Raw genomic sequence first — 20512 nt, forward strand, 5'->3', positions numbered from 1 at the left:
GGAGAGGATGTTCAAAATGGCAAAAGTACTTTATCACGATGACATTCAGGAAGAAGTATTAAGGAGTAAAAAGGTTGCAGTTGTAGGATATGGATCACAGGGTCATGCCCATGCACTGAATTTAAAAGAAAACGGATTTGATGTAGTGGTCGGTTTACGTAAGGGTAAATCCTGGGATAAGGCAGTTGAAGATGGAGTGGATGTCAAGAGTGTGGCAGATGCAGTTGAAGAATCTGATGTTGTGATGGTTCTTCTCCCGGATGAATTGCAGCCAGATGTTTATGAGAACCAAATTAAACCAAACCTTGCGCCAGGAAATGCTTTAGCTTTTGCTCACGGATTTAATATCCATTTCAATCAAGTCGTTCCACCAGAAGATGTTGATGTATTTCTTGTTGCACCAAAGGCACCTGGGCATCTGGTAAGAAGAACCTTTGAAGAAGGAGCAGGTGTACCATCACTCTACGGTGTATATCAGGATGCAACTGGTCAGGCGACAGAATTAGCCTTAGCTTATGCCAAAGGAATCGGCTCTGGTCGTGCAGGAATCTTAAAAACATCCTTCCAGGAAGAAACGGAAACGGATTTGTTTGGTGAGCAGGCCGTGTTATGTGGTGGTGTATCAAATCTTGTAAAAGCAGGCTTTGAAACATTGACAGAAGCTGGCTATCAACCAGAAATAGCGTATTTTGAATGCTTACACGAAATGAAATTAATTGTTGATCTGATGTATGAAGGCGGAATGGAGTATATGCGCTATTCGATATCTGATACCGCTCAATGGGGAGACTTTGTTTCAGGACCTAGAGTGATTAATGAAGAAACAAAAGAACGGATGAAAGAAGTATTACAAGACGTACAATCCGGTGCGTTTGCTAAAGGCTGGATTTTAGAAAATCAAGTCAATCGTCCACAATTCAATGCTATTAATGAAATGGAGAAGAATCATCAGTTAACACAGGTTGGAAAAGAATTACGAGCATTGATGCCATTTGTTAAGCAGACCAAAAAGAAGAAAAAGGAGGAAGTCGTAACTCATGGCTCAAATTAAATTCTTTGATACGACGTTGAGAGACGGGGAGCAGTCTCCCGGGGTGAATTTGAATCAGCTTGAAAAAATTGAGATTGCCAAACAGTTGGAGCGTTTAGGAATGGACATTATGGAAGCTGGATTTCCTGCATCTTCTAAAGGCGATTTTGAAGCAGTAAGACAAATTGCACGTACAATCAAAAATACATCTGTAACAGGTCTGGCTAGAACTACAAAAGAAGATATCGACATTGCCTGGGAAGCTTTAAAGGATGCAGCGGAACCAAGGATTCATATTTTTCTTGCAACTTCTCCTATTCACATGACACACAAGCTGAAGAAAACGCCAGATGATGTAATCCAAACATCCGTTGATATGGTCTCTTATGCAAAGAAAAAATTTACCCATGTGGAATGGTCTGCAGAGGATGCCAGTCGCTCAGATTTAGACTTCCTCGTTAAAATCATAGAAAAAGTTATTGATGCTGGGGCGACTGTAATTAACCTGCCTGATACGGTAGGATATACAACACCTGAAGAATATGGCCGGATGTTTCGATATGTAAGGGAGCATGTTCCGAATATTGATCGAGTATCCTTATCTGCTCATTGTCATGATGATCTTGGAATGGCTGTTGCTAATTCCATTGCAGCCATTGAAAATGGAGCAACTCAGATAGAAGGTACGATTAATGGTATTGGGGAACGTGCAGGAAATGCTTCCCTGGAGGAAATTGCGGTCGCATTGAAAATCCGTAATGACCATTATCAGCATTCAACCAATTTAGTCCTAAATGAAATTAAGCGGACGAGTGACTTAATTAGTAAATTCACTGGTATGATGGTGCCCGGAAATAAAGCGGTAGTAGGTCGTAACGCTTTTGCGCATGAATCTGGTATTCATCAGGATGGGGTGTTAAAAGAGGCTTCCACTTATGAAATTATTACACCGGAGATGGTAGGAATTAAATCTAATAATCTATTTTTAGGAAAGCATTCCGGCCGTCACGCTTTTAAAAACAAAGTGGAGGAGCTTGGCTTTGAACTATCTGAAGAAAAGATAAAAGAAGCCTTTACCAAATTTAAAGAGCTTACGGATCGTAAAAAAGAAGTTACTGATGATGATTTATTTACCATTCTGACCGATTTACAAGCTGATTCGCTAAACATTGCCAAATACAAACTGGAATCATTCCAGGTACAATATGGATCCTTCAATCTGCCAACAGCAACAGTAGCTCTCTTAACTCCTGATGGATACAGAGTAGAAACGGCAAAAACTGGTCAGGGAAGTGTGGAAGCCTTGTATAACACACTTGAATCCCTTGTTCAGGAAGAAATTCATTTAACTGATTACCAACTGAATTCCATTGGGAAAGGGCGAGATGCCTTAGCTGAAGTTCATGTCATGGTGAAGGTAAATGATCTGGAACTGGGTGGACGTGGTGCTGCCCAGGATGTATTAGAAGCTTCCGCTAATGCTTTCTTAAATGCTCTTAATCGAGTATTTATTAGTCAGCACCAAGCTGATCAGAAAAAGATTCATAGTTAAGGAGAGCTTAGTTTAGTTAAAAAAATGGGGAGGATTAGGTTCATGAAAAAACAAATTGCTTTGTTGCCTGGTGATGGTATTGGTCAAGAGGTGATGCAATCAGCAACGGAAGTGCTTAATGCAATTGCTGTTGAATTTGACCATGAATTCGAGTTTGATACCTATGATATTGGGGGAGCGGCGATAGAAACCCAAGAAACGCCATTACCTGATAAAACGATTGAAGGTTGTAAGCGTTCGGATGCCATTTTACTTGGTGCTGTCGGTGGCCCTAAGTGGGAGAACCTTCCTTCCCACCTTCGACCGGAAAAAGGTTTACTAGGCATTCGAAAAGCTTTAGGTCTTTTTGCAAATTTAAGACCGGTTAAAGGATTTTCCCAGTTGTTACATGCCTCTCCACTAAAAGAAGAAGTGATAAATGGCAGTGATCTTCTTATTGTGCGGGAACTGACTGGCGGACTTTATTTTGGAGAACCAAGTGAAATCCGTGAAGATGGTCAGTCCGTTGTTGATACGTTGGCTTACAAACGAGAAGAAATTGAACGGATAGTGGATCAGGCTTTTCAAAGTGCAAGACTAAGACGTAAGCATTTAACATCTATAGATAAAGCAAATGTATTAGCCTCCAGCAAGCTTTGGAGAGAGGTTGTAGAAGAGAAACGGAGGGAATATCCTGATGTAGCTGTTGAACATTTACTGGTAGATGCTGCTGCTATGAAGCTCATTACCAATCCGGGCCAATTCGATGTGATGGTGACGGAAAATATGTTTGGCGATATTTTAAGCGATGAAGCATCCGTCCTAACAGGATCCTTAGGAATGCTTCCATCAGCCAGTCTTCGTGCAGATGGTATGGGGCTTTATGAGCCTGTTCATGGATCAGCTCCGGACATTGCAGGAAAAGGAGTGGCTAATCCGCTGGCTATGATTCTATCTACCGCACTGATGTTAAGACATTCCTTTCAATTAGAAGAAGAGGCTAATGCGGTCGAAGAGGCAGTTCAGGAATTATTACGCTCGGGTTATCATACGGCTGACTTAAATGTAAAAGAAGGTGAACAGGTTGGAACAAACGTCATGACCCGCCTTGTTGTTGAAGGAATTTCTTCCAGAAGTGCATCTGAGAGCATTATGAGCTGCTACGTATAACTGTTCATTTTAAATTATGGGGACAGTCCCCGGAAAGGAGTTGAACACATGGAGAAACCGCAAACTATTATAGATAAAATTTGGCAGCGTCATATTGTAGACCAAGAGCCGGATAAACCGGATTTGCTATATATTGATTTGCATCTAGTTCATGAAGTTACCTCGCCCCAGGCTTTTGAAGGTCTGCGTATGAAAGGCAGAAAGGTACGTCGTCCAGACCGGACTTATGCGACTATGGATCATAATGTACCAACTATTCATCGTCATGTAATCAAAGATCAAATATCCAAAACCCAAATGGAGACGTTAAAGCAAAATTGTGAGGAATTTGCTATTCCGCTTGCAGATATTGACCACCCCGATCAGGGAATTGTGCATGTCATTGGGCCACAATTAGGCTTAACGCAGCCAGGAAAAACTATTGTTTGTGGAGACAGTCATACCTCAACACATGGAGCCTTTGGTGCTCTGGCATTTGGAATTGGTACGAGTGAAGTAGAACATGTTTTAGCGACTCAAACCATTTGGCAGCAAAAGCCTAAAACATTAAATGTAAAAGTTAATGGCAATCTGGGCAAAGGAGTGACAGCTAAAGATCTCATACTTGCCATTATTGCCAAACATGGTGTTCGCTTTGGTACCGGCTATATTATTGAATATACTGGAGAAGCCATACGAAACCTTTCTATGGAAGGGCGCATGACGATTTGTAATATGTCGATTGAAGCTGGGGCTAGAGCAGGGCTAATCAGCCCAGATGAAACCACTTTTGAATATTTACGGGGAAAACGCCATTCACCACAAGGAGAGGACTTCGATACAGCGGTAGAAGAGTGGTGTACACTAGCAACGGATGAAGGAGCTACCTATGACGCAACGGTTGAGATTGATGCTGAAGAAATCGAGCCGCAAGTCACTTGGGGAACCAACCCGAGTATGTGTATTCCAGTTAGTGAGTCGGTACCGAACCCGGATGATGCCACTACACCTAATGAGAAGGAGGCAATTGAGCGAGCGCTTGATTATATGGGTTTAGCACCTAATCAGCCAATTTCCTCTGTAGAAATTGAACACGTATTTATTGGTTCCTGTACAAATTCTAGGTTGAGTGATTTACAAAAAGCCGCCAAAATTGTTCATGGTAAAAAAGTAAAAGATACCGTTCGGGCTATGGTTGTCCCCGGGTCTCATAGTGTAAAGGCAGCTGCAGAACAAGAAGGATTGGATGTCATTTTTCAGCAGGCAGGCTTTGAATGGCGTGATGCTGGCTGTAGTATGTGCCTGGCGATGAATGATGATGTAGTACCACCAGGAGAACGCTGCGCTTCCACATCCAATCGTAACTTTGAAGGACGTCAGGGAAACGGTGCGAGAACACATTTGGTTAGTCCGGAGATGGCTGCAGCTGCAGCGATTGAAGGTCGTTTTGTGGATGTTCGTCAAATGGACTCACCCGTTTTAAGCTAAAGTGTTTTTTTCAAAGGAGGGAATGCCATGGAGCCACTACGCATTCATAAAGGACTTGTATATCCATTGAATCGAACAAATGTAGATACCGATCAGATTATACCCAAACAGTTTCTAAAGCGTATTGAACGAAAAGGGTTCGGTCAGTTCCTTTTTTATAACTGGCGTTTCAACGACGACGGTCAGCCACGTGAGGACTTTTCACTTAACGATAAAAAATATGAAGGAGCTTCCATTTTAGTGGCTGGTGAAAATTTCGGGTGTGGTTCGTCCCGTGAGCACGCACCTTGGGCTTTAGAGGACTATGGATTTAAAGTGGTTCTTGCACCAAGCTTTGCGGATATATTTTATAATAATTGTTTTAAAAATGGAATTTTGCCCGTAACCTTAAAAGAGGATATCATTCAGCACTTAATAGAGAAGGCTGAAATGGAGGCTTATGAGTTAACTGTCAATCTTGAAGAACAAACCGTTCGGGATTCGGAGGAATTGCAGGAAACCTTCGAAATTTCATCCTATCAAAAGGAAATGCTACTAAATGGATGGGATGAAATTGCAGTTACGCTAAAACAGGCGGATAAAATTGATCAATTTGAACAAAATATAGGGAAATAATAGAGGAGTGTGAAGACATTGGGAATTGCTTAACAGGTCAAAAAATCACGGATGCGATGCAGCAAATGATTGATGTTGTTCATCGCACCCCCCTTACCACGTCAACATCTATTAATCAATTAACAGGGAAACAGGTTTATTTTAAGATGGAAAATCAGCAGAAAACCGGAGCCTTTAAAATTAGAGGGGCTACCAATAAAATTTCACAGCTTTCAGAAAGTGAAAAGAGAAGGGGGGTTATTGCCGCATCTGCCGGAAACCATGCACAAGGTGTTGCGCTGGCAGCAACCAAGCGAGGTATTCCCTCGAAAATATTTATGCCAGAGAAAACACCAGCTGCTAAAGCACAGGCGACCAAAGGATATGGTGCTCAAATTGTGTTAACAGGAGAATCCTTTCAGGAGGCTTATGAAGCTGCGATGGAAGAAATGAAAAGGGAAAACTCGGTTTTTGTGCATCCCTTTGATGATACTGATGTTATGGCTGGTCAGGGCACCATCGCTCTGGAGATGCTTCAACAGGAGCCAGGACTGGACACCATTATTGTTCCTGTTGGTGGTGGTGGTCTCATTAGTGGAATCGCCGTTGCAGCCAAGAACATTAATCCGAACATTAAGATTATTGGAGTTCAGGCAGAGGGAGCTTGTCCTACCTTTAATCGTTTCTATCAAAAAGGAGCATCATCGGCCAAAAAGGTTTCCACAATTGCAGACGGCATTGCCGTGAAAAAACCAGGCATCCAAACCTTCCCACTCATTCAGAAATATGTGGATGACATTGTAACGGTTTCGGATGAAGACATTGCAGGCGCGATGGTTTATATGCTGGAGAGAAGCAAGACCTTAATTGAAGGAGCAGGCGCTAGTGCATTTGCTGCTCTCTTGGCACATGGTCATCGCATTCAATCTAAGCATTGTGGCATTATTGTCAGTGGTGGAAATATGGATATTTCTAAAATGCCGCACATTCAACATTTAGCACAGCAAAATCAATTATCTTGTCTGGCTTAATGAAATCGTCCGGTTGGTCCAGAAATGGATTAACCGGATTTTTTATGGGTTAGTAAATGAGATTGTAGAACCGAATGTAGTGGCATGAACAGATAAAGAATACCATCGACAGGATTAACAAAAGAATGGACATGAAAAATGAGTGGTTAGACAAAAATGTAAACAAAGGAAATCCAATTATTCCACTTTCCCGATTGAATGTGAGCCATATACTCCAGGATCATCGTGAGTTCACGCAATACCAGCCATTATGGTATGATAGTAGAAGTGTTTGTAATTAAGAAACGGAAATGGGGATTTAGTCCAATGTGATACTAAACTTCTTTAGCAGAAAAAGAACTTTTGGAAAAACATCATTACACATCTGTAGAAGGAGTTACGATAATGACGGATATGAAAACGGAAGTGGATAGACGTAAGACGTTTGCGATTATTTCTCACCCTGATGCGGGGAAAACAACGCTAACGGAAAAAATGCTTTTATTAGGTGGAGCAATTCGTACAGCGGGTTCTGTAAAAGCAAAAAAATCAGCTAAATTTGCAACCTCAGACTGGATGGAGCTTGAAAAACAACGAGGAATTTCCGTTACATCAAGCGTAATGCAGTTTGAATACCAGGGATATAAGATTAATATTCTTGATACACCTGGTCACCAGGATTTTAGTGAGGATACCTATCGAACCCTGATGGCTGTGGACAGTGTGGTTATGATTTTAGACGTAGCCAAAGGTGTTGAGGAACAGACGAAGAAATTATTTAAAGTTTGTCGGGACCGGGGAATTCCAATTTTTACATTTATTAATAAGATGGACCGTTTTGGTAAGGAGCCTTTTGAGTTGTTTGAGGAAATTGAAGAGGTATTAGGTATTGAATCTACTCCTATTAACTATCCAATTGGAATGGGTCCGACGTTTACAGGGGTTTATGACCGATTTGAGAAGCAAATTGAGTACTATGATAATGGAGAAAAAGTAGGAACACAGGCAATTGAAGACTATGATGAGCTGCAAGAGCATCTTGAAAAAGTGACAGATCAGGAAACCATTGACCAGTTAATGGAAGATTTAATGCTTGTAGATGAGGCTGGAAATGAGTTTGATTATGAAGCTGTGGAGAACGGTAAACAAACACCGGTTTTCTTCGGTAGTGCTGTGTCAAGCTTTGGTGTACCTACATTTTTAGAGCACTTTTTGGAAATGGCTCCATTACCGTCTACTCGGGAATCAACAAAAGGAACTGTTAAACCAACAGATGAAGAATTTTCAGGCTTTGTGTTTAAAATTCAAGCAAATATGGATCCTGCTCATCGTGACCGGATTGCCTTTTTACGTATTTGTTCTGGTAAATATGAAAAAGGAATGACAACCTGGCTCGATCGCACAGGCAAGCAGATGAAGCTTGCTCTACCTCAGCAGTTCTTTGCTGATAGCCGTGAGAATGTAGAAGAGGCTTATGCCGGGGATATTATTGGCTTATACGATCCGGGTGTTTATCAAATTGGAGATACTGTATGTGGATCTAAAAATATCTTCAGCTTTGGTGATTTACCGCAATTTCCACCAGAGCATTTTGCTAAAGTCCGGCCTAAAAATGCGATGAAGCATAAACAGTATATAAAAGGAATCCAGCAAATTGCCCAGGAAGGTGCCATTCAGGTTTATCGTACGCCACATATGGAAGAAACCATTTTAGGGGCAGTTGGTCAGCTGCAATTTGATGTATTTATTTATCGAATGAAGGCAGAATATGGTGTGGATCTTGTGATGGATACGTTAAGCTATCAAATTGCACGTTGGATAGCAGAGGGAGATGTTCCGGAAAAATTAAGACGCACAAGCACTAACATGATGGTGTATGATTATGTAGATCGACCTGTGATGCTTTTCAAAAATGATTTTAATCTTGAGTACTTCCAAAATCAAAATGAAGACATCGTTTTATCAGAACGGCCTCCAAGGACAGAATAAAGGGGAGTTTCACCAAACAAATTGATTTCATGAGCTATTTGTCAGTTGCAAATCTTGGTTTTGTTCATAGAATGTTAGTAGATTTTTTATTCATATAACTTACTCTTGTAGGGGAGTGATGGTGATGAAGGATGCAATTCGATTAACCCTTACAGTAGTTGAAGTTATGGTAAATGGAAAAAAAGTTGTTTATGAACTGAACCAAAAATCTGGAATTGAAATGAACTCTTAGCACTACCGTAAGTGGTGGTGCTTTTTTCGTTGAATAAATAAAAACATTGACCAAATGACCCAACCCATCTATTATAAATAATAGATGAAAATCAAATATTGAATAATAGGGTGAGGACAATTGAATTGTCCGCTTAAAAGGGAAGTCCGGTTAAAATCCGGCGCGGTCCCGCCACTGTAATTGGGAGCGACCTAAGGATATCACTATCAAAATGATGGGAAGATTTAGGGAGCAATGACCATAAGCCAGGAGACCTGCCTTATTATCCAGCTGATTTTCCTTCGGGTTTAAAGGGAAAGGCTAACATAACGGATTCATTTATGCCGAGTATTGTATGAAAGCCTCGATTTCTTTAAAAACGAAATCGGGGCTTTTTGATTGAGTGCCTGTCACCACCCGAAAATTGTCGAATTTTATACATAGGAGGAGAGTAAATGAGACAAGGTTTAAGGATTTTAGGACTTCTTTTTTTCATTGTACTAGTTTCGATTGGATTATTAGGCTGTGCATCAGATGATGAACCGAATCAGGAAGAAAACACAACAGAAGAATCAGAGAATAATCAGGAAGCAGCAAGTGAATCTGCATTTCCGGTAACCATAACCGATGATTCTGGTGAAGAAGTTGTGATTGAAGAAGAACCAGAGCGTATTATTTCTGTCATCCCAAGTGCAACTGAAATTATCTTCGGTTTAGACCTTGGTGACAAAGTAGTTGGTGTCACGGATAATGATAATTATCCTGAAGAAGTAACAGAGATTGAATCTGTTGGCGGGTTAGAGTTAAATACCGAAAAAATCATTTCCTTAGAACCAGATTTAGTGGTTGCTGATGTGAATAATGGAGAAGCAATTAGCCAATTAAGAGAGCACGGGGTAAACGTCCTGGTATTAGGGGCCCAGAGCCTGGAGGAAACGTATGAAGATATTCAAACGGTTGGTAAAGCAACAGGAGCAGTTGAAAAAGCAGATGAAGTAGTAGGATCTATGAAAGAGGATGTTGAGTCTGTTAAATCAGCTGTACAGGATATTCCTGACGATGAACGAAAAACCGTTTGGATAGAAGTAGGTGAAGAGCTCTTTTCAGCAGGAAGCGGAACATTTTTAAATGAGCTTGTTGAAACAGCAGGTGGAAAGAATATTATTTCAGATCAGGAAGGCTGGCCTCAAGTAAATGAGGAAGAAGTCATTCAGGCGAACCCTGACGTTATTTTCCTGACGTATGCAAGCTATGTGGAAAATGCTGTACAGAAGGTGAAAGACCGTGAATCATGGAAGGATATTACAGCCATTAAGGATGACCAGGTGTATCCGTTAAATTCAGATATTACAGAGCGGGCAGGTCCTCGTATAACAGAAGGTTTACAAATGATAGCGGAAAACTTGTATCCTGAAAAGTTTAACCAGGAATAGTGGAAAGTAGTGGAATGATATGAAAGGGCCTCAAAATTACTCCCAAAAGCTTATGATTTGGATACCAGTTTTGCTGATCGTTTTGCTATTAACTGTAACGATTAGTATAACAATAGGAAGCGCCGATATTGACATGATGACCGTATGGCTTGTGATTGGATCTAATATTCCATTTTTAGGAGACGGAATGGAGCAAACGTGGAAGGATTCGACGGAAACCATCATTTGGAATATTCGAATGCCTCGAATTATTTTAGGTATGCTGGTAGGTGCCGCCCTTGCAATGGCAGGGGCCATCTATCAGGGAGTGCTGCGTAATCCATTGGCAGATCCCTTTATATTAGGGGTTTCCTCAGGCTCAGCCCTTGGTGCAGCTCTTGTTTTATTATTTGGCTTTGAGAGTATGGTTCTGGGTCAATTTACACTTCCTGTTGTTGCATTTGGTTCGGGTTTACTCACGTTATTTGTCGTTTATACATTAGCCAGAATCAATTACCGTTTGCAAATGGAAACCCTAATTTTAGCAGGGGTTGTTGTTCAGGCCTTTATCGCTTCGATGTTATCCTTAATTCTGGCTCTATCTGACGAAAAAATGCAAACGATTATGTACTGGATGATGGGTAGTCTCTCCTTAACTGATTGGAGCTATAACCGCGTTATTTTTCCTTTTGTGTTACTTACCATCCTGTTTGTAACATTTTTAACGAGAGAACTAAATATGCTGGCACTTGGAGAAGAGGCAGCTTATCATTCGGGTGTCTCTGTTCAAAAGGTTCGGTTGATTTTATTGGTTGTGGCTTCACTTCTAACAGGAGTAGCCGTATCTGTCTCCGGAACAATAGGCTTTGTTGGATTAATTATTCCTCATATGATTCGTTTACTGTTTGGATCGGATTATCGTATAATTCTCCCTTTATCAGTTCTCGGCGGAGCAATTTTTTTAGTAGGAGCAGACACCATTGCAAGAACGATTCTTGAACCGAGGGAATTACCAATCGGGATCATTACAGCCTTTTTAGGTGCTCCCTTTTTTGGTTATTTACTTCGAAAAAAGAAATCGAATTATTTTTAGGAGGATCGATATGCTTACTGTTGACTCCGTAACTAAACATTTTAGCGAAAAAAAAGTTCTGCAGGATATAACGTTTCAGGTAGATAAAGGGACTTGTGTCGGCATTATTGGTCCAAATGGTTCAGGGAAGTCTACCTTATTAAAAATTATATCAGGACTTCTTACACCAACCTCTGGTGAAGTGAAATGTAATCATAAAAATATCCTACATCTAAAACAGAAGACTATTGCTAAGAAAATGGCTGTATTGTCCCAGGATGGTTTGCCTTCATCCCCTATTTCTGTTTTTGATACCGTTTTAATGGGCCGGTATCCTCATATAAAATGGTATCAACGTGAGCGTGCACACGATATAGAAAAGGTCCAGGATGTTCTTAACTTAACAGGCATCTCTCATTTACAAAATCAGCTTTTAGATACGTTAAGTGGCGGTGAAAAACAAAGAGTAGCCATTGCTAAAGCGATGGTGCAGGAGCCTCAAATTCTGTTATTAGATGAACCAACTACTTATCTTGATATTGGACACCAGTTAAATATTCTGGAACTCGTAAACCACTGGCAAAAAGAGACTGGACTTACGGTAATCATGGTGTTACATGATTTAAACCTGGCTGCCCAATATAGTGATGAACTAATTTTGCTTAATCAAGGAGTTATTGAAGAGATTGGAACAAATGAAGAAGTTATCCAAAAAGACATTTTAGAAAGAGTGTATGAAACAGTACCTGAAATTGTTATGCATCCCAAAAATCATGTGCCTCAGATATTGTTGACAAGCAGATAGACTAACTTCCCTAAGTATTTCATAATGATTTGATAGATGAGCCTTTTTTTAGTGAAAAGCTCTGGGAATTTCTCATCGAACTATAGCCCCTCATGAAAGGAAGGAGGGGGGTTTACTGCTAAATTATGCATGATAAAATAGGAAAGAGTGTAATTGATGTCAAAGGAGCCTAAGCATTTATGATTGAGTGGAAGAATATTTTTCGTGGAATGTTAATGGGGGCCAGTGATGCTGTGCCAGGTGTAAGTGGGGGCACCATTGCTGTGATATTAGGAATTTATGATCAACTTATTAAGTCCATTAATGGGATATTGAGTAAGGATTGGAAAAAATATTTAGGTTTTTTAATTCCATTAGGTGCAGGTATTTTGATTGCATTGTTTACCATCAGTCATATCATTGGCTGGCTGCTTAATAATTACCCCAATCAAACGAACTTTTTCTTTATGGGGCTTATAATTGGTGTTCTTCCTTATTTATTTCATAAGGCAGATGTAAAGAACAACTTTAACGGAGGGCATTACGTGCTGTTGATTATTGCGACGATACTCGTTGCATCTTTGGCTTTTTTTCATGAGCCAACAGAACAAATTTTGGACGTATCGAACCCCCGGGTTTTACTCTCCTTATTCTTCTCTGGCTTTATCGCTAGTATGGCTATGATTGTGCCAGGTATAAGTGGTTCCATGCTCTTATTATTGATTGGTACATTCGGAACCGTTATGTATGCGATTAAAAACATTGAACTGATAGCTGTAGGTGCTGTGGGACTAGGCGTTATTACTGGAATTGTATTATGCAGTAAAATCATCCGCTACTTTCTGGAGCACTACTATTATGCTGCCTACGCAATAATTATCGGCTTGGTTATTGGGTCTGTAGCCGTTATATTTCCAGGATTTGAAACGAATGTGATGATGTCGATTCTAAGTATTGCAGCCTTTGCTATAGGTTTGATTGCGGCTGTAGGTCTTGGACGATTTGAATACAAATAAGAGAAAGCCTTAAGCAGCATACATTGGCACCAACCCTATGTAAAGGATTGGTGCCATAATTTTTGTTCGTTCCTCCACTCACTGTCTACTTGACAGGTGGAAGTTCAAAATGCTTTTTAAGGCTTACATTTTATGAAAAATCGGCTTTTGATTTTCAAAGGTTGCCACGTATTTAAATCCAATAGCTTTTAACATCTTAAGCGTGTCTTCATAGTGGGTTCCCAGAGTTTTCGGGGCATGGGAATCTGAACCGATTGTTATAATTTCCCCATTCATCTCCTTGTAGAGCTTTAAAATGTCTTTACTTGGCATCGCCTGTCCTAATCCATATTTAAACCCTGAATTATTGACTTCAATTCCTTTGCCCTCAGGAATGATTACCTTAAAAATTTCTTCTATGATATCCAAAAAGGATTGAACATTCGGCTCATATTTATACCGCTTTACAAGATCCAAGTGACCGAGAATGCTGTATGATTTAAAGGATTGAATACAGGATAAAAATTCGCGGTAGTACTGTTCATATGCCTGGTCAAGTGTTTTATCCTCAAAGTATTCTCCAGAATGCAAATCCTGCCTGTTCGTCGTGTGCATGGAACAAATGATAAAATCAAACGCTTCATTTGCAACCATATTCTCATAGTCCTTTAAAACATGAGGCTGAACTCCAAGTTCCACACCTTTTTTAATCGTAATCTGTTGCCCATACTTATCCTGCATTTCCTTTAGCTTCTCCTGGTAAGATTCTAAATCAAGGTGAAAGGTAATCGATGGATCAGGATAGTCATAGTCAATGTGTTCCGTAAAGCAAATTTCTTCTATCCCTTTATCAATAGCGTTTTGTATCATTTCCTCCATAGAGGCTTCACAGTCTGCGGAAAAACGGCTATGTACGTGGTAGTCAAACATTTCGTTTACATCCTCTCTATCTATTATTCTATCAGACCATTTTGACAAATTCATACTTCTTACGGTTGACTTATTTCTCTATAATGATTACAATACACTATAACTTTAATTAAATAAAGCGATAAAGCGATAAAATGATAAAGACATAAAGGGATGGTTGTTTTGTTACATGAGAGTAAGAGGATTCCAGAGGGAGTGACAGACTTAGATTCCGCAGCATTAGAAAAGAAGGAAAGCCTGATATCTACACTGAAACAGCTTTATCAGAAGAATGGATATCGCAGAGTACAAACACCGATTTTTGAATATTATGATCTGTTTTTAGATATTAAAGGAACAATTGCTAAGGAGAAAATGATTAAATTAATTGATCGGGATGGAAAGATTTTAGTTTTACGTCCAGATGCTACAATTCCGATTGCCAGAATGGTCGCAACAAACTATCAGTCTAAAAGTTCCGATATACGCTTATCCTATTTTACTAATGTCTTTCGAATGAACGATCGTGAACAGGACTTACAAAATCGTGAATTGACCCAGGCTGGTATCGAACTCTTTGGCCGTTCAGATGTAAGCGCCGATGTTGAGGTAATTAAGCTTGCTATTAATTCGATGCAAGAATTAGGCTTTAAGGATTTTAAAATTGATTTGGGTCAGGCGAATTATTTTAAAGAACTGGTGAATTTATCAACCATTACAGAGGAGCAGCTTCAGGAGATTCGGACTCGAATTGAAAATAAAAATGTGTCCGAACTGCAGAAAATTTTAGACGAAATCGATTTAGATACAACTTTTAAGGAAGCCATTTTATCTATGCCATTATTGTATGGAACACCAGAAGTCGTATTAGAAAAAGCTGAAAAGCTCGCTTTAAATGATGAAATGAAACACGAATTAGACCGTCTCCGCAAAGTATATAAAAAGCTTAGCGTAGAGGGATATCAGCAGTTCTTATCCTTGGATCTGGGATTAATTAATCATTTGAATTATTATACAGGAATTATTTTTCAAGGCTTTATAAAAAACTATGGAAAGCCTGTTGTGCTTGGAGGACGCTATGACCAATTAACCAGGCAATTTGGATGGGATTTACCTGCAACCGGTTTTGGTTTTTACTTAGATGATTTACTAAGCATGATGAAGGTCAACTAATGAGTGTAAAGGTGGTATAGGTGTGAACGAAATTACAATTGCATTAGGAAAAGGAAGATTAGAATCCTTTACTTTGCAGGCATTTAAAAAGTTAGGCATTGAATTTCCCGATTTCACAAAGGATAGCCGTAAGCTTATTTTCAATGACCGGGAAAATATCTATCAAATTGTACTGGTTAAAGCCAGTGATGTTCCTACTTATGTGGAAAAGGGAGCAGCGGACATAGGTATTGTTGGAAAAGATACATTGCTGGAAAGTGGGGCAGATGTTTTTGAGGTATTAGATTTAGGCTTTGGACAATGTAAGTTTGCCGTTGCGGGCCTTCCAGATTATACCTATGGTTCTGCCTCCAAAATAACTGTAGCGTCTAAATATCCGAATGTAGCCAGAAACTTTTATCATAAAAAAGGGATGTCCATTGAGACCATTAAGCTAAATGGATCTGTAGAATTGGCTCCTCTTATTGGCTTGTCGGATGTCATTGTCGATATTGTGGAAACGGGAACGACTTTAAAAGAAAATGGTTTAGTGGTTTTGGAAGATATATCTGAAATCAGTGCCCGTTTAATAGTAAACAAAGCGAGCTTTAAAACGAAAACAGACCGAATTCATTCGCTAATTGAAGAGATGCAGTCTATTGTAGAACGGGAAATGGTATGAGGAAAGGGAGGAAAAGCATGAGAACAGCAACATTATCACGAGAAACGGCTGAAACCCAAATCAGAGTAGCACTAAATATAGATGGAACGGGTAAAAGTGATATCGATACTGGAATTGGTTTTTTTAACCACATGCTCATCTTATTTTCCAATCATGGTTTTTTAGATTTAGAGATTGATTGCCAGGGAGATATAGAAGTGGATTTTCATCATACAGTAGAGGATGTTGGGATTGTTCTGGGGCAAGCATTTAAAGAGGCTCTAGGTGATAAAAAGGGAATCACCCGCTACGCAACGGAACACTCCCCTATGGATGAGGCGCTATCCATGATTACCCTAGATATTAGTAATCGTCCTTATCTACATTTTCAAGTAGATATGCCGGTGGAAAAAGTAGGCCCATTTGATACGGAGCTTGTTGAGGAATTCTTTCGTGCTTTTGTCAATCATGCCGGCGTGACGCTACATATTAATCTATTATATGGAAAAAATGGGCACCATATCATTGAATCGATTTTTAAAGGATTCGGCCGGATTGTGGATGAGGCAACAGCCGTACAGGAGCGTATTCATGGTGTTAGGTCTACTAAAGGTATGCTTTAAAACATTCGGAAAGGAGTTAAGCGATGATTTCTATTATTGATTATGGAGCGGGTAATCTAAAAAGTGTACAGCACGCCCTAAGTACTTTAGGCTTTAAAACCGAAATCATATCCAGTAAAGAAAAAATCAATGAAAGTGATGCTCTTATCCTGCCGGGAGTGGGTGCCTTTCAAGATGCCATGGACCAGCTGGTGTCCCTGGATTTGGTAGATCCAATCAGGGAAAATGTAAAAAAAGGAAAGCCAATCTTGGGGATTTGCTTAGGACTCCAATTGTTCTTTGAAACGAGCTATGAAAATGGCAAATGGGCAGGTTTAAGCCTGCTGGAAGGTGAGATTGTGAGATTTCAGGACGATGTGAAAGTTCCCCATATGGGATGGAATACGCTTATCCCTAATCCGAATGCAAATCTGGAAAAGGGGATATCAGCGGGTATCTCCGAGAAGGATTATGCCTATTTTGTTCATTCTTATTATGCAGAGCCAAAAAAACAGGATGAGGTGGTCCTTTGGTCCGATTACGGAGTAAGATTCCCGGCAGCTGTTCAAAAAGGAAATGTTTACGGCATGCAATTTCATCCTGAAAAGAGCAGTGAAGTTGGGATGAAGCTATTGAAAAACTTTGGGGAGCTGGTTACATGATTTTATATCCTGCTATCGACATTCGCAATGGGAAATGTGTCCGATTAATTCAGGGTGATTACAATCAAGAGGATGTTTACGGAGATCCTGTTGAAATGGGAGAAAAATGGGTGGATAAAGGAGCTCACGCTCTTCATTTGGTTGATTTAGATGGAGCGAAATCCGGAACTTCAGAGAACTTGAGTACAATTGAATCAATAGTTAATCAAACCAATATTCCTATCCAGGTTGGTGGAGGCATTCGCACCATCCATCAGGTGCACGCTCTTGCTTCAATAGGAGTACAGCGAATGATTTTAGGGACAGCAGCTCTGACAAATGAAGCTTTTCTTAAGGAAGCTGTATCAAACTACCCGGAAAAAATTGCGGTTTCCATTGATGCTAAAAATGGATTTGCGGCAACCGATGGCTGGACAAAGACAAGTAATCATAAGGCCCTGGATTTTGCGCAGGAGCTTGAAGCAAACGGTGTTCAATCCATCATTTATACGGATATTAGTAAAGATGGGATGCTATCCGGCCCGAATTTTGAAGAAATAGATAACATCAATCAGCATGTCGGGATGAATGTCATTGCCTCCGGTGGTATTTCAAGCTTAGCAGATGTTCAAAAGCTATCAGAGTTAAAGGTGTATGGAGCGATTATCGGCAAAGCATTGTATACAGGAAAAATAGAATTAAAAGAGCTAAAGGAAGTGTAAGGATGCTTGCAAAGCGAATTATTCCATGTCTGGACGTCCGTAATGGCAGAGTGGTTAAAGGGCAAAAATTTCAAAATATAAAAGATGTTGATGATCCAGTTTCTTTAGCCAAGACTTATAGTGAGCAGGGCGCTGACGAGCTGGTTTTTTATGATATTACGGCCTCAAATGAAGCTCGGGACATTTTTATCGATGTTGTCGAGCAGACAGCGGAGCAAGTTCATATCCCATTCACAGTCGGTGGAGGCATTCGTTCTGTAGAAGACTTTCGCAAGGTATTAAAAGCGGGTGCGGATAAAGTTTCGGTCAATAGTGCTGCAGTAAAAAATCCGCAAATTATTCAGGAAGCGGCGCAAAAGTTTGGAAGCCAGTGTGTCGTTTTATCCATTGATGCGAAGCAAAATGAACAGGGCTGGTGGACCGTTTATTTAAATGGAGGACGTGTAAATACAGAGAAGGACGTATTAGAATGGGCAAAAGACGGAGAAAGGCTCGGTGCAGGTGAAATTGTTTTAAATGTCATGGATACCGATGGAGTAAAAACCGGATTTAGTTTAGCTATAACAAAAGCTATTTCTGAACAGGTAAATATTCCAGTTGTAGCTTCAGGTGGTGCTGGTAATCAGGAGCACTTTCTGGAGGTTCTAACAGAAGGAAAGGCAGATGCTGCTCTGGCTGCTTCTGTATTCCATTTTGAGGAAATAAAAGTGAAGGAATTAAAAGATTATTTAGCAGCAAACGATGTAGAAGTGAGGCGGATATCATGAATTTCTCCATAGAAGAATTAACCTTTGATGAAAAGGGGCTTATTCCAGCTATTGTGCAAAATGTAAATACCGGCAAAGTGTTAATGCTCGCATACATGAATAAAGAATCTTTACAAAAAACGATTGAAACGAATACGACATGGTTTTACAGCCGAAGCCGTCAAAAGTTGTGGAATAAAGGAGAAACATCTGGAAATAAGCAAATCGTAAAACGATTGAGCTACGATTGTGATGGTGATTCTATACTGGCTGAAGTGGAGCCAATGGGAAATTCCTGTCACACAGGGGCAGAAAGCTGCTTTTTTAATGAGGTTGACATAGCCGGTACTGAAACAGAAGACCAGGGAGATCGTGAAATTGTCGATTATTTGTATCAGTACATACAAAATCGCAAGGAAAATCCTGTTGAAGGCTCTTATACCCATTACTTATTTCGTAAAGGCCAGGATAAAATTTTAAAGAAGGTAGGCGAAGAAACAACAGAAGTCATTATTGGAGCAAAGAATCGGAATCAAAAAGAACTGATTAATGAATTTTCCGATTTGATTTATCACTCCATTGTGCTAATGGTGGAACAGGGGATTTCAATTGTAGATATTAAACGGGAACTGACAAATCGTCATAAGGAACGTGAATATGAACCAAAAAGGGAACCCAAGAGTGAGCTCTATGAGTAAATTTTTTAGCAGTCGCCTGAAACAGACAGAACCTTATGTTCCCGGAGAGCAGCCTAATGAGACCAAAGTCATAAAACTAAATACCAATGAGAATCCCTATCCGCCATCACCTGAAGTGCAAAAAGCCATACAGCGGGCTGCCAATGAAACCTTGAGGTTATATCCGACGCCTACTTTACAGGAATTGAGGCAAACCATCGCCAAGACATATAAAGTTCATCAGGACCAGGTTTTCATAGGAAATGGCTCTGATGAAGTACTCGCTTTTTCATTTATGGCCTTTTTTGAACCGGGGGAAGCGATACGATTTCCGGACATTACGTACAGCTTTTATCCTGTATATGCCAAGCTATTTAATGTCGATTATAAGGTTGTTCCGGTACGGGAAGACTTTTCCTTACCCATTGAGGAGTTTTATCATGCTGAAGGCGGTGTGATTTTTCCAAATCCTAATGCACCGACTGGTCGTGCATTGTCCTTGCTCGAAGTAGAAAGCATTGTACATCAAAATCCAGAAAAGGTCGTCATCATTGATGAGGCCTATATTGATTTTGGCAGCGACACCGCAGTGCAGCTTGTAAATCAGTATGAAAATCTGCTCGTCATTCAAACTTTGTCGAAGTCAAGATCTCTTGCTGGACTGCGTGTTGGTTACGCAATAGGAGATAAGCAATTAATAGAAGGACTAAATCGAATAAAAAATTCCTTTAATTCCTATACGATTGATCGTCTGGCCATTGCCGGTGCTAAGGCGGCATTTGAAGATGGGGATTATTTTGAGGAGATACGTGCCAAAATTATTGAGACGCGTGAGCAGACCGCTAAATCGTTGGATAACCTAGGGTTTGAAGTCGTGGAGTCTAAAGCCAATTTTCTGCTGGTTTCTCACTCCCAAGTTGATGCAGAAGAGCTTTATAACCAATTAAAAGAACAAAAAATTTATATTCGCTACTTTAAGAAGCCCAGAATTCAGCATTATGTAAGGATTACTATAGGAAAGCCTGAGGAAATGGAAAGACTGCTTGAGGCCATCAAAAAACACATCCCAAAAGTCACAAAATAAAACCTGTTCTTTTTTCTAGAAATATACGTTTGAATCAATTCCCTGTTGAAACA

The 20512-nt window shown here is 40.1% G+C and carries 20 protein-coding genes and 1 riboswitch; of the genes, 19 read left to right on the plus strand and 1 reads right to left on the minus strand.

Features of this window, described 5'->3' with window-relative positions; genetic code table 11:
- The first annotated feature begins 16 nt into the window (after window positions 1–16).
- From ilvC to BMX63_RS04520, 11 genes are all read left to right on the plus strand, one after another.
- Window positions 17–1051, plus strand: coding sequence for a ketol-acid reductoisomerase (gene ilvC / locus BMX63_RS04470; protein WP_093132378.1), 1035 nt, complete (start codon window positions 17–19; stop codon window positions 1049–1051).
- Complete coding sequence (locus BMX63_RS04475) at window positions 1038–2582, plus strand: 2-isopropylmalate synthase (protein ID WP_093132380.1); 1545 nt, start codon at window positions 1038–1040, stop codon at window positions 2580–2582. Before ilvC ends, BMX63_RS04475 begins: the two co-directional genes overlap by 14 nt.
- Window positions 2583–2624: 42 nt before the next feature.
- Window positions 2625–3731, plus strand: a complete 1107-nt coding sequence (gene leuB, locus BMX63_RS04480) for a 3-isopropylmalate dehydrogenase (RefSeq protein WP_093132382.1) — start codon at window positions 2625–2627, stop codon at window positions 3729–3731.
- A gap of 48 nt (window positions 3732–3779) precedes the next feature.
- Window positions 3780–5198, plus strand: coding sequence for a 3-isopropylmalate dehydratase large subunit (gene leuC / locus BMX63_RS04485; protein WP_093132384.1), 1419 nt, complete (start codon window positions 3780–3782; stop codon window positions 5196–5198).
- Window positions 5199–5225: 27 nt separating this feature from the next.
- Complete coding sequence (gene leuD, locus BMX63_RS04490) at window positions 5226–5813, plus strand: 3-isopropylmalate dehydratase small subunit (RefSeq protein WP_093132386.1); 588 nt, start codon at window positions 5226–5228, stop codon at window positions 5811–5813.
- Between the two features lie 56 nt (window positions 5814–5869).
- Window positions 5870–6823, plus strand: a complete 954-nt coding sequence (ilvA, locus tag BMX63_RS04495) for a threonine ammonia-lyase (protein WP_093132388.1) — start codon at window positions 5870–5872, stop codon at window positions 6821–6823.
- A gap of 384 nt (window positions 6824–7207) precedes the next feature.
- Window positions 7208–8791, plus strand: coding sequence for a peptide chain release factor 3 (locus BMX63_RS04500; protein WP_093132390.1), 1584 nt, complete (start codon window positions 7208–7210; stop codon window positions 8789–8791).
- A 323-nt stretch (window positions 8792–9114) separates the two neighbouring features.
- A riboswitch (cobalamin riboswitch) is annotated at window positions 9115–9299 on the plus strand.
- A gap of 158 nt (window positions 9300–9457) precedes the next feature.
- On the plus strand, window positions 9458–10435 hold the full coding sequence (locus BMX63_RS04505; protein WP_093132392.1) for an ABC transporter substrate-binding protein: 978 nt from the start codon (window positions 9458–9460) through the stop codon (window positions 10433–10435).
- A gap of 52 nt (window positions 10436–10487) precedes the next feature.
- The gene (locus BMX63_RS04510) at window positions 10488–11507 is read left to right on the plus strand and encodes a FecCD family ABC transporter permease (protein ID WP_245732716.1); all 1020 of its coding nucleotides are present in this window, start codon (window positions 10488–10490) and stop codon (window positions 11505–11507) included.
- Between the two features lie 10 nt (window positions 11508–11517).
- On the plus strand, window positions 11518–12291 hold the full coding sequence (locus tag BMX63_RS04515; RefSeq protein WP_093132396.1) for an ABC transporter ATP-binding protein: 774 nt from the start codon (window positions 11518–11520) through the stop codon (window positions 12289–12291).
- Between the two features lie 179 nt (window positions 12292–12470).
- Window positions 12471–13286 (plus strand): DUF368 domain-containing protein, encoded by an 816-nt coding sequence (locus BMX63_RS04520; RefSeq protein ID WP_342731482.1) that lies wholly within the window; start codon window positions 12471–12473, stop codon window positions 13284–13286.
- A gap of 123 nt (window positions 13287–13409) precedes the next feature.
- Here BMX63_RS04520 and BMX63_RS04525 read toward each other — a convergent pair whose 3' ends face one another.
- Window positions 13410–14195 (minus strand): histidinol-phosphatase HisJ family protein, encoded by a 786-nt coding sequence (locus tag BMX63_RS04525; RefSeq protein WP_093132398.1) that lies wholly within the window; start codon window positions 14193–14195, stop codon window positions 13410–13412.
- Between the two features lie 153 nt (window positions 14196–14348).
- Here BMX63_RS04525 and hisZ point away from each other — a divergent pair, with 153 nt between their 5' ends.
- Genes hisZ through hisC form a run of 8 tightly spaced genes read left to right on the plus strand, consistent with a single transcriptional unit; the run spans window position 14349 to window position 20459 of the window.
- Window positions 14349–15347: an ATP phosphoribosyltransferase regulatory subunit gene (hisZ, locus tag BMX63_RS04530; RefSeq protein WP_093132400.1), complete on the plus strand. Its 999-nt coding sequence runs from the start codon at window positions 14349–14351 to the stop codon at window positions 15345–15347.
- 22 nt (window positions 15348–15369) lie between these two features.
- Entirely contained in the window at window positions 15370–16008 is a 639-nt protein-coding gene (gene hisG, locus BMX63_RS04535; RefSeq protein WP_093132402.1) for an ATP phosphoribosyltransferase, read from the plus strand.
- Between the two features lie 17 nt (window positions 16009–16025).
- Window positions 16026–16610: an imidazoleglycerol-phosphate dehydratase HisB gene (gene hisB, locus BMX63_RS04540; RefSeq protein ID WP_093132404.1), complete on the plus strand. Its 585-nt coding sequence runs from the start codon at window positions 16026–16028 to the stop codon at window positions 16608–16610.
- Between the two features lie 23 nt (window positions 16611–16633).
- On the plus strand, window positions 16634–17251 hold the full coding sequence (gene hisH, locus BMX63_RS04545; RefSeq protein ID WP_093132406.1) for an imidazole glycerol phosphate synthase subunit HisH: 618 nt from the start codon (window positions 16634–16636) through the stop codon (window positions 17249–17251).
- Window positions 17248–17952 (plus strand): 1-(5-phosphoribosyl)-5-[(5-phosphoribosylamino)methylideneamino]imidazole-4-carboxamide isomerase, encoded by a 705-nt coding sequence (gene hisA / locus BMX63_RS04550; protein ID WP_093132408.1) that lies wholly within the window; start codon window positions 17248–17250, stop codon window positions 17950–17952. Before hisH ends, hisA begins: the two co-directional genes overlap by 4 nt.
- 2 nt (window positions 17953–17954) lie before the next feature.
- On the plus strand, window positions 17955–18719 hold the full coding sequence (hisF, locus tag BMX63_RS04555; protein WP_093132410.1) for an imidazole glycerol phosphate synthase subunit HisF: 765 nt from the start codon (window positions 17955–17957) through the stop codon (window positions 18717–18719).
- Window positions 18716–19396, plus strand: a complete 681-nt coding sequence (hisIE, locus tag BMX63_RS04560; protein ID WP_093132412.1) for a bifunctional phosphoribosyl-AMP cyclohydrolase/phosphoribosyl-ATP diphosphatase HisIE — start codon at window positions 18716–18718, stop codon at window positions 19394–19396. Before hisF ends, hisIE begins: the two co-directional genes overlap by 4 nt.
- Window positions 19389–20459: a histidinol-phosphate transaminase gene (gene hisC / locus BMX63_RS04565; protein WP_093132414.1), complete on the plus strand. Its 1071-nt coding sequence runs from the start codon at window positions 19389–19391 to the stop codon at window positions 20457–20459. The genes hisIE and hisC overlap by 8 nt, the downstream gene beginning before the upstream one ends.
- The last annotated feature ends 53 nt before the right edge of the window (window positions 20460–20512 follow it).

It is taken from the genome of Salinibacillus kushneri (assembly GCF_900111405.1).
GTDB classification, from domain to species: domain Bacteria; phylum Bacillota; class Bacilli; order Bacillales; family Alkalibacillaceae; genus Salinibacillus; species Salinibacillus kushneri.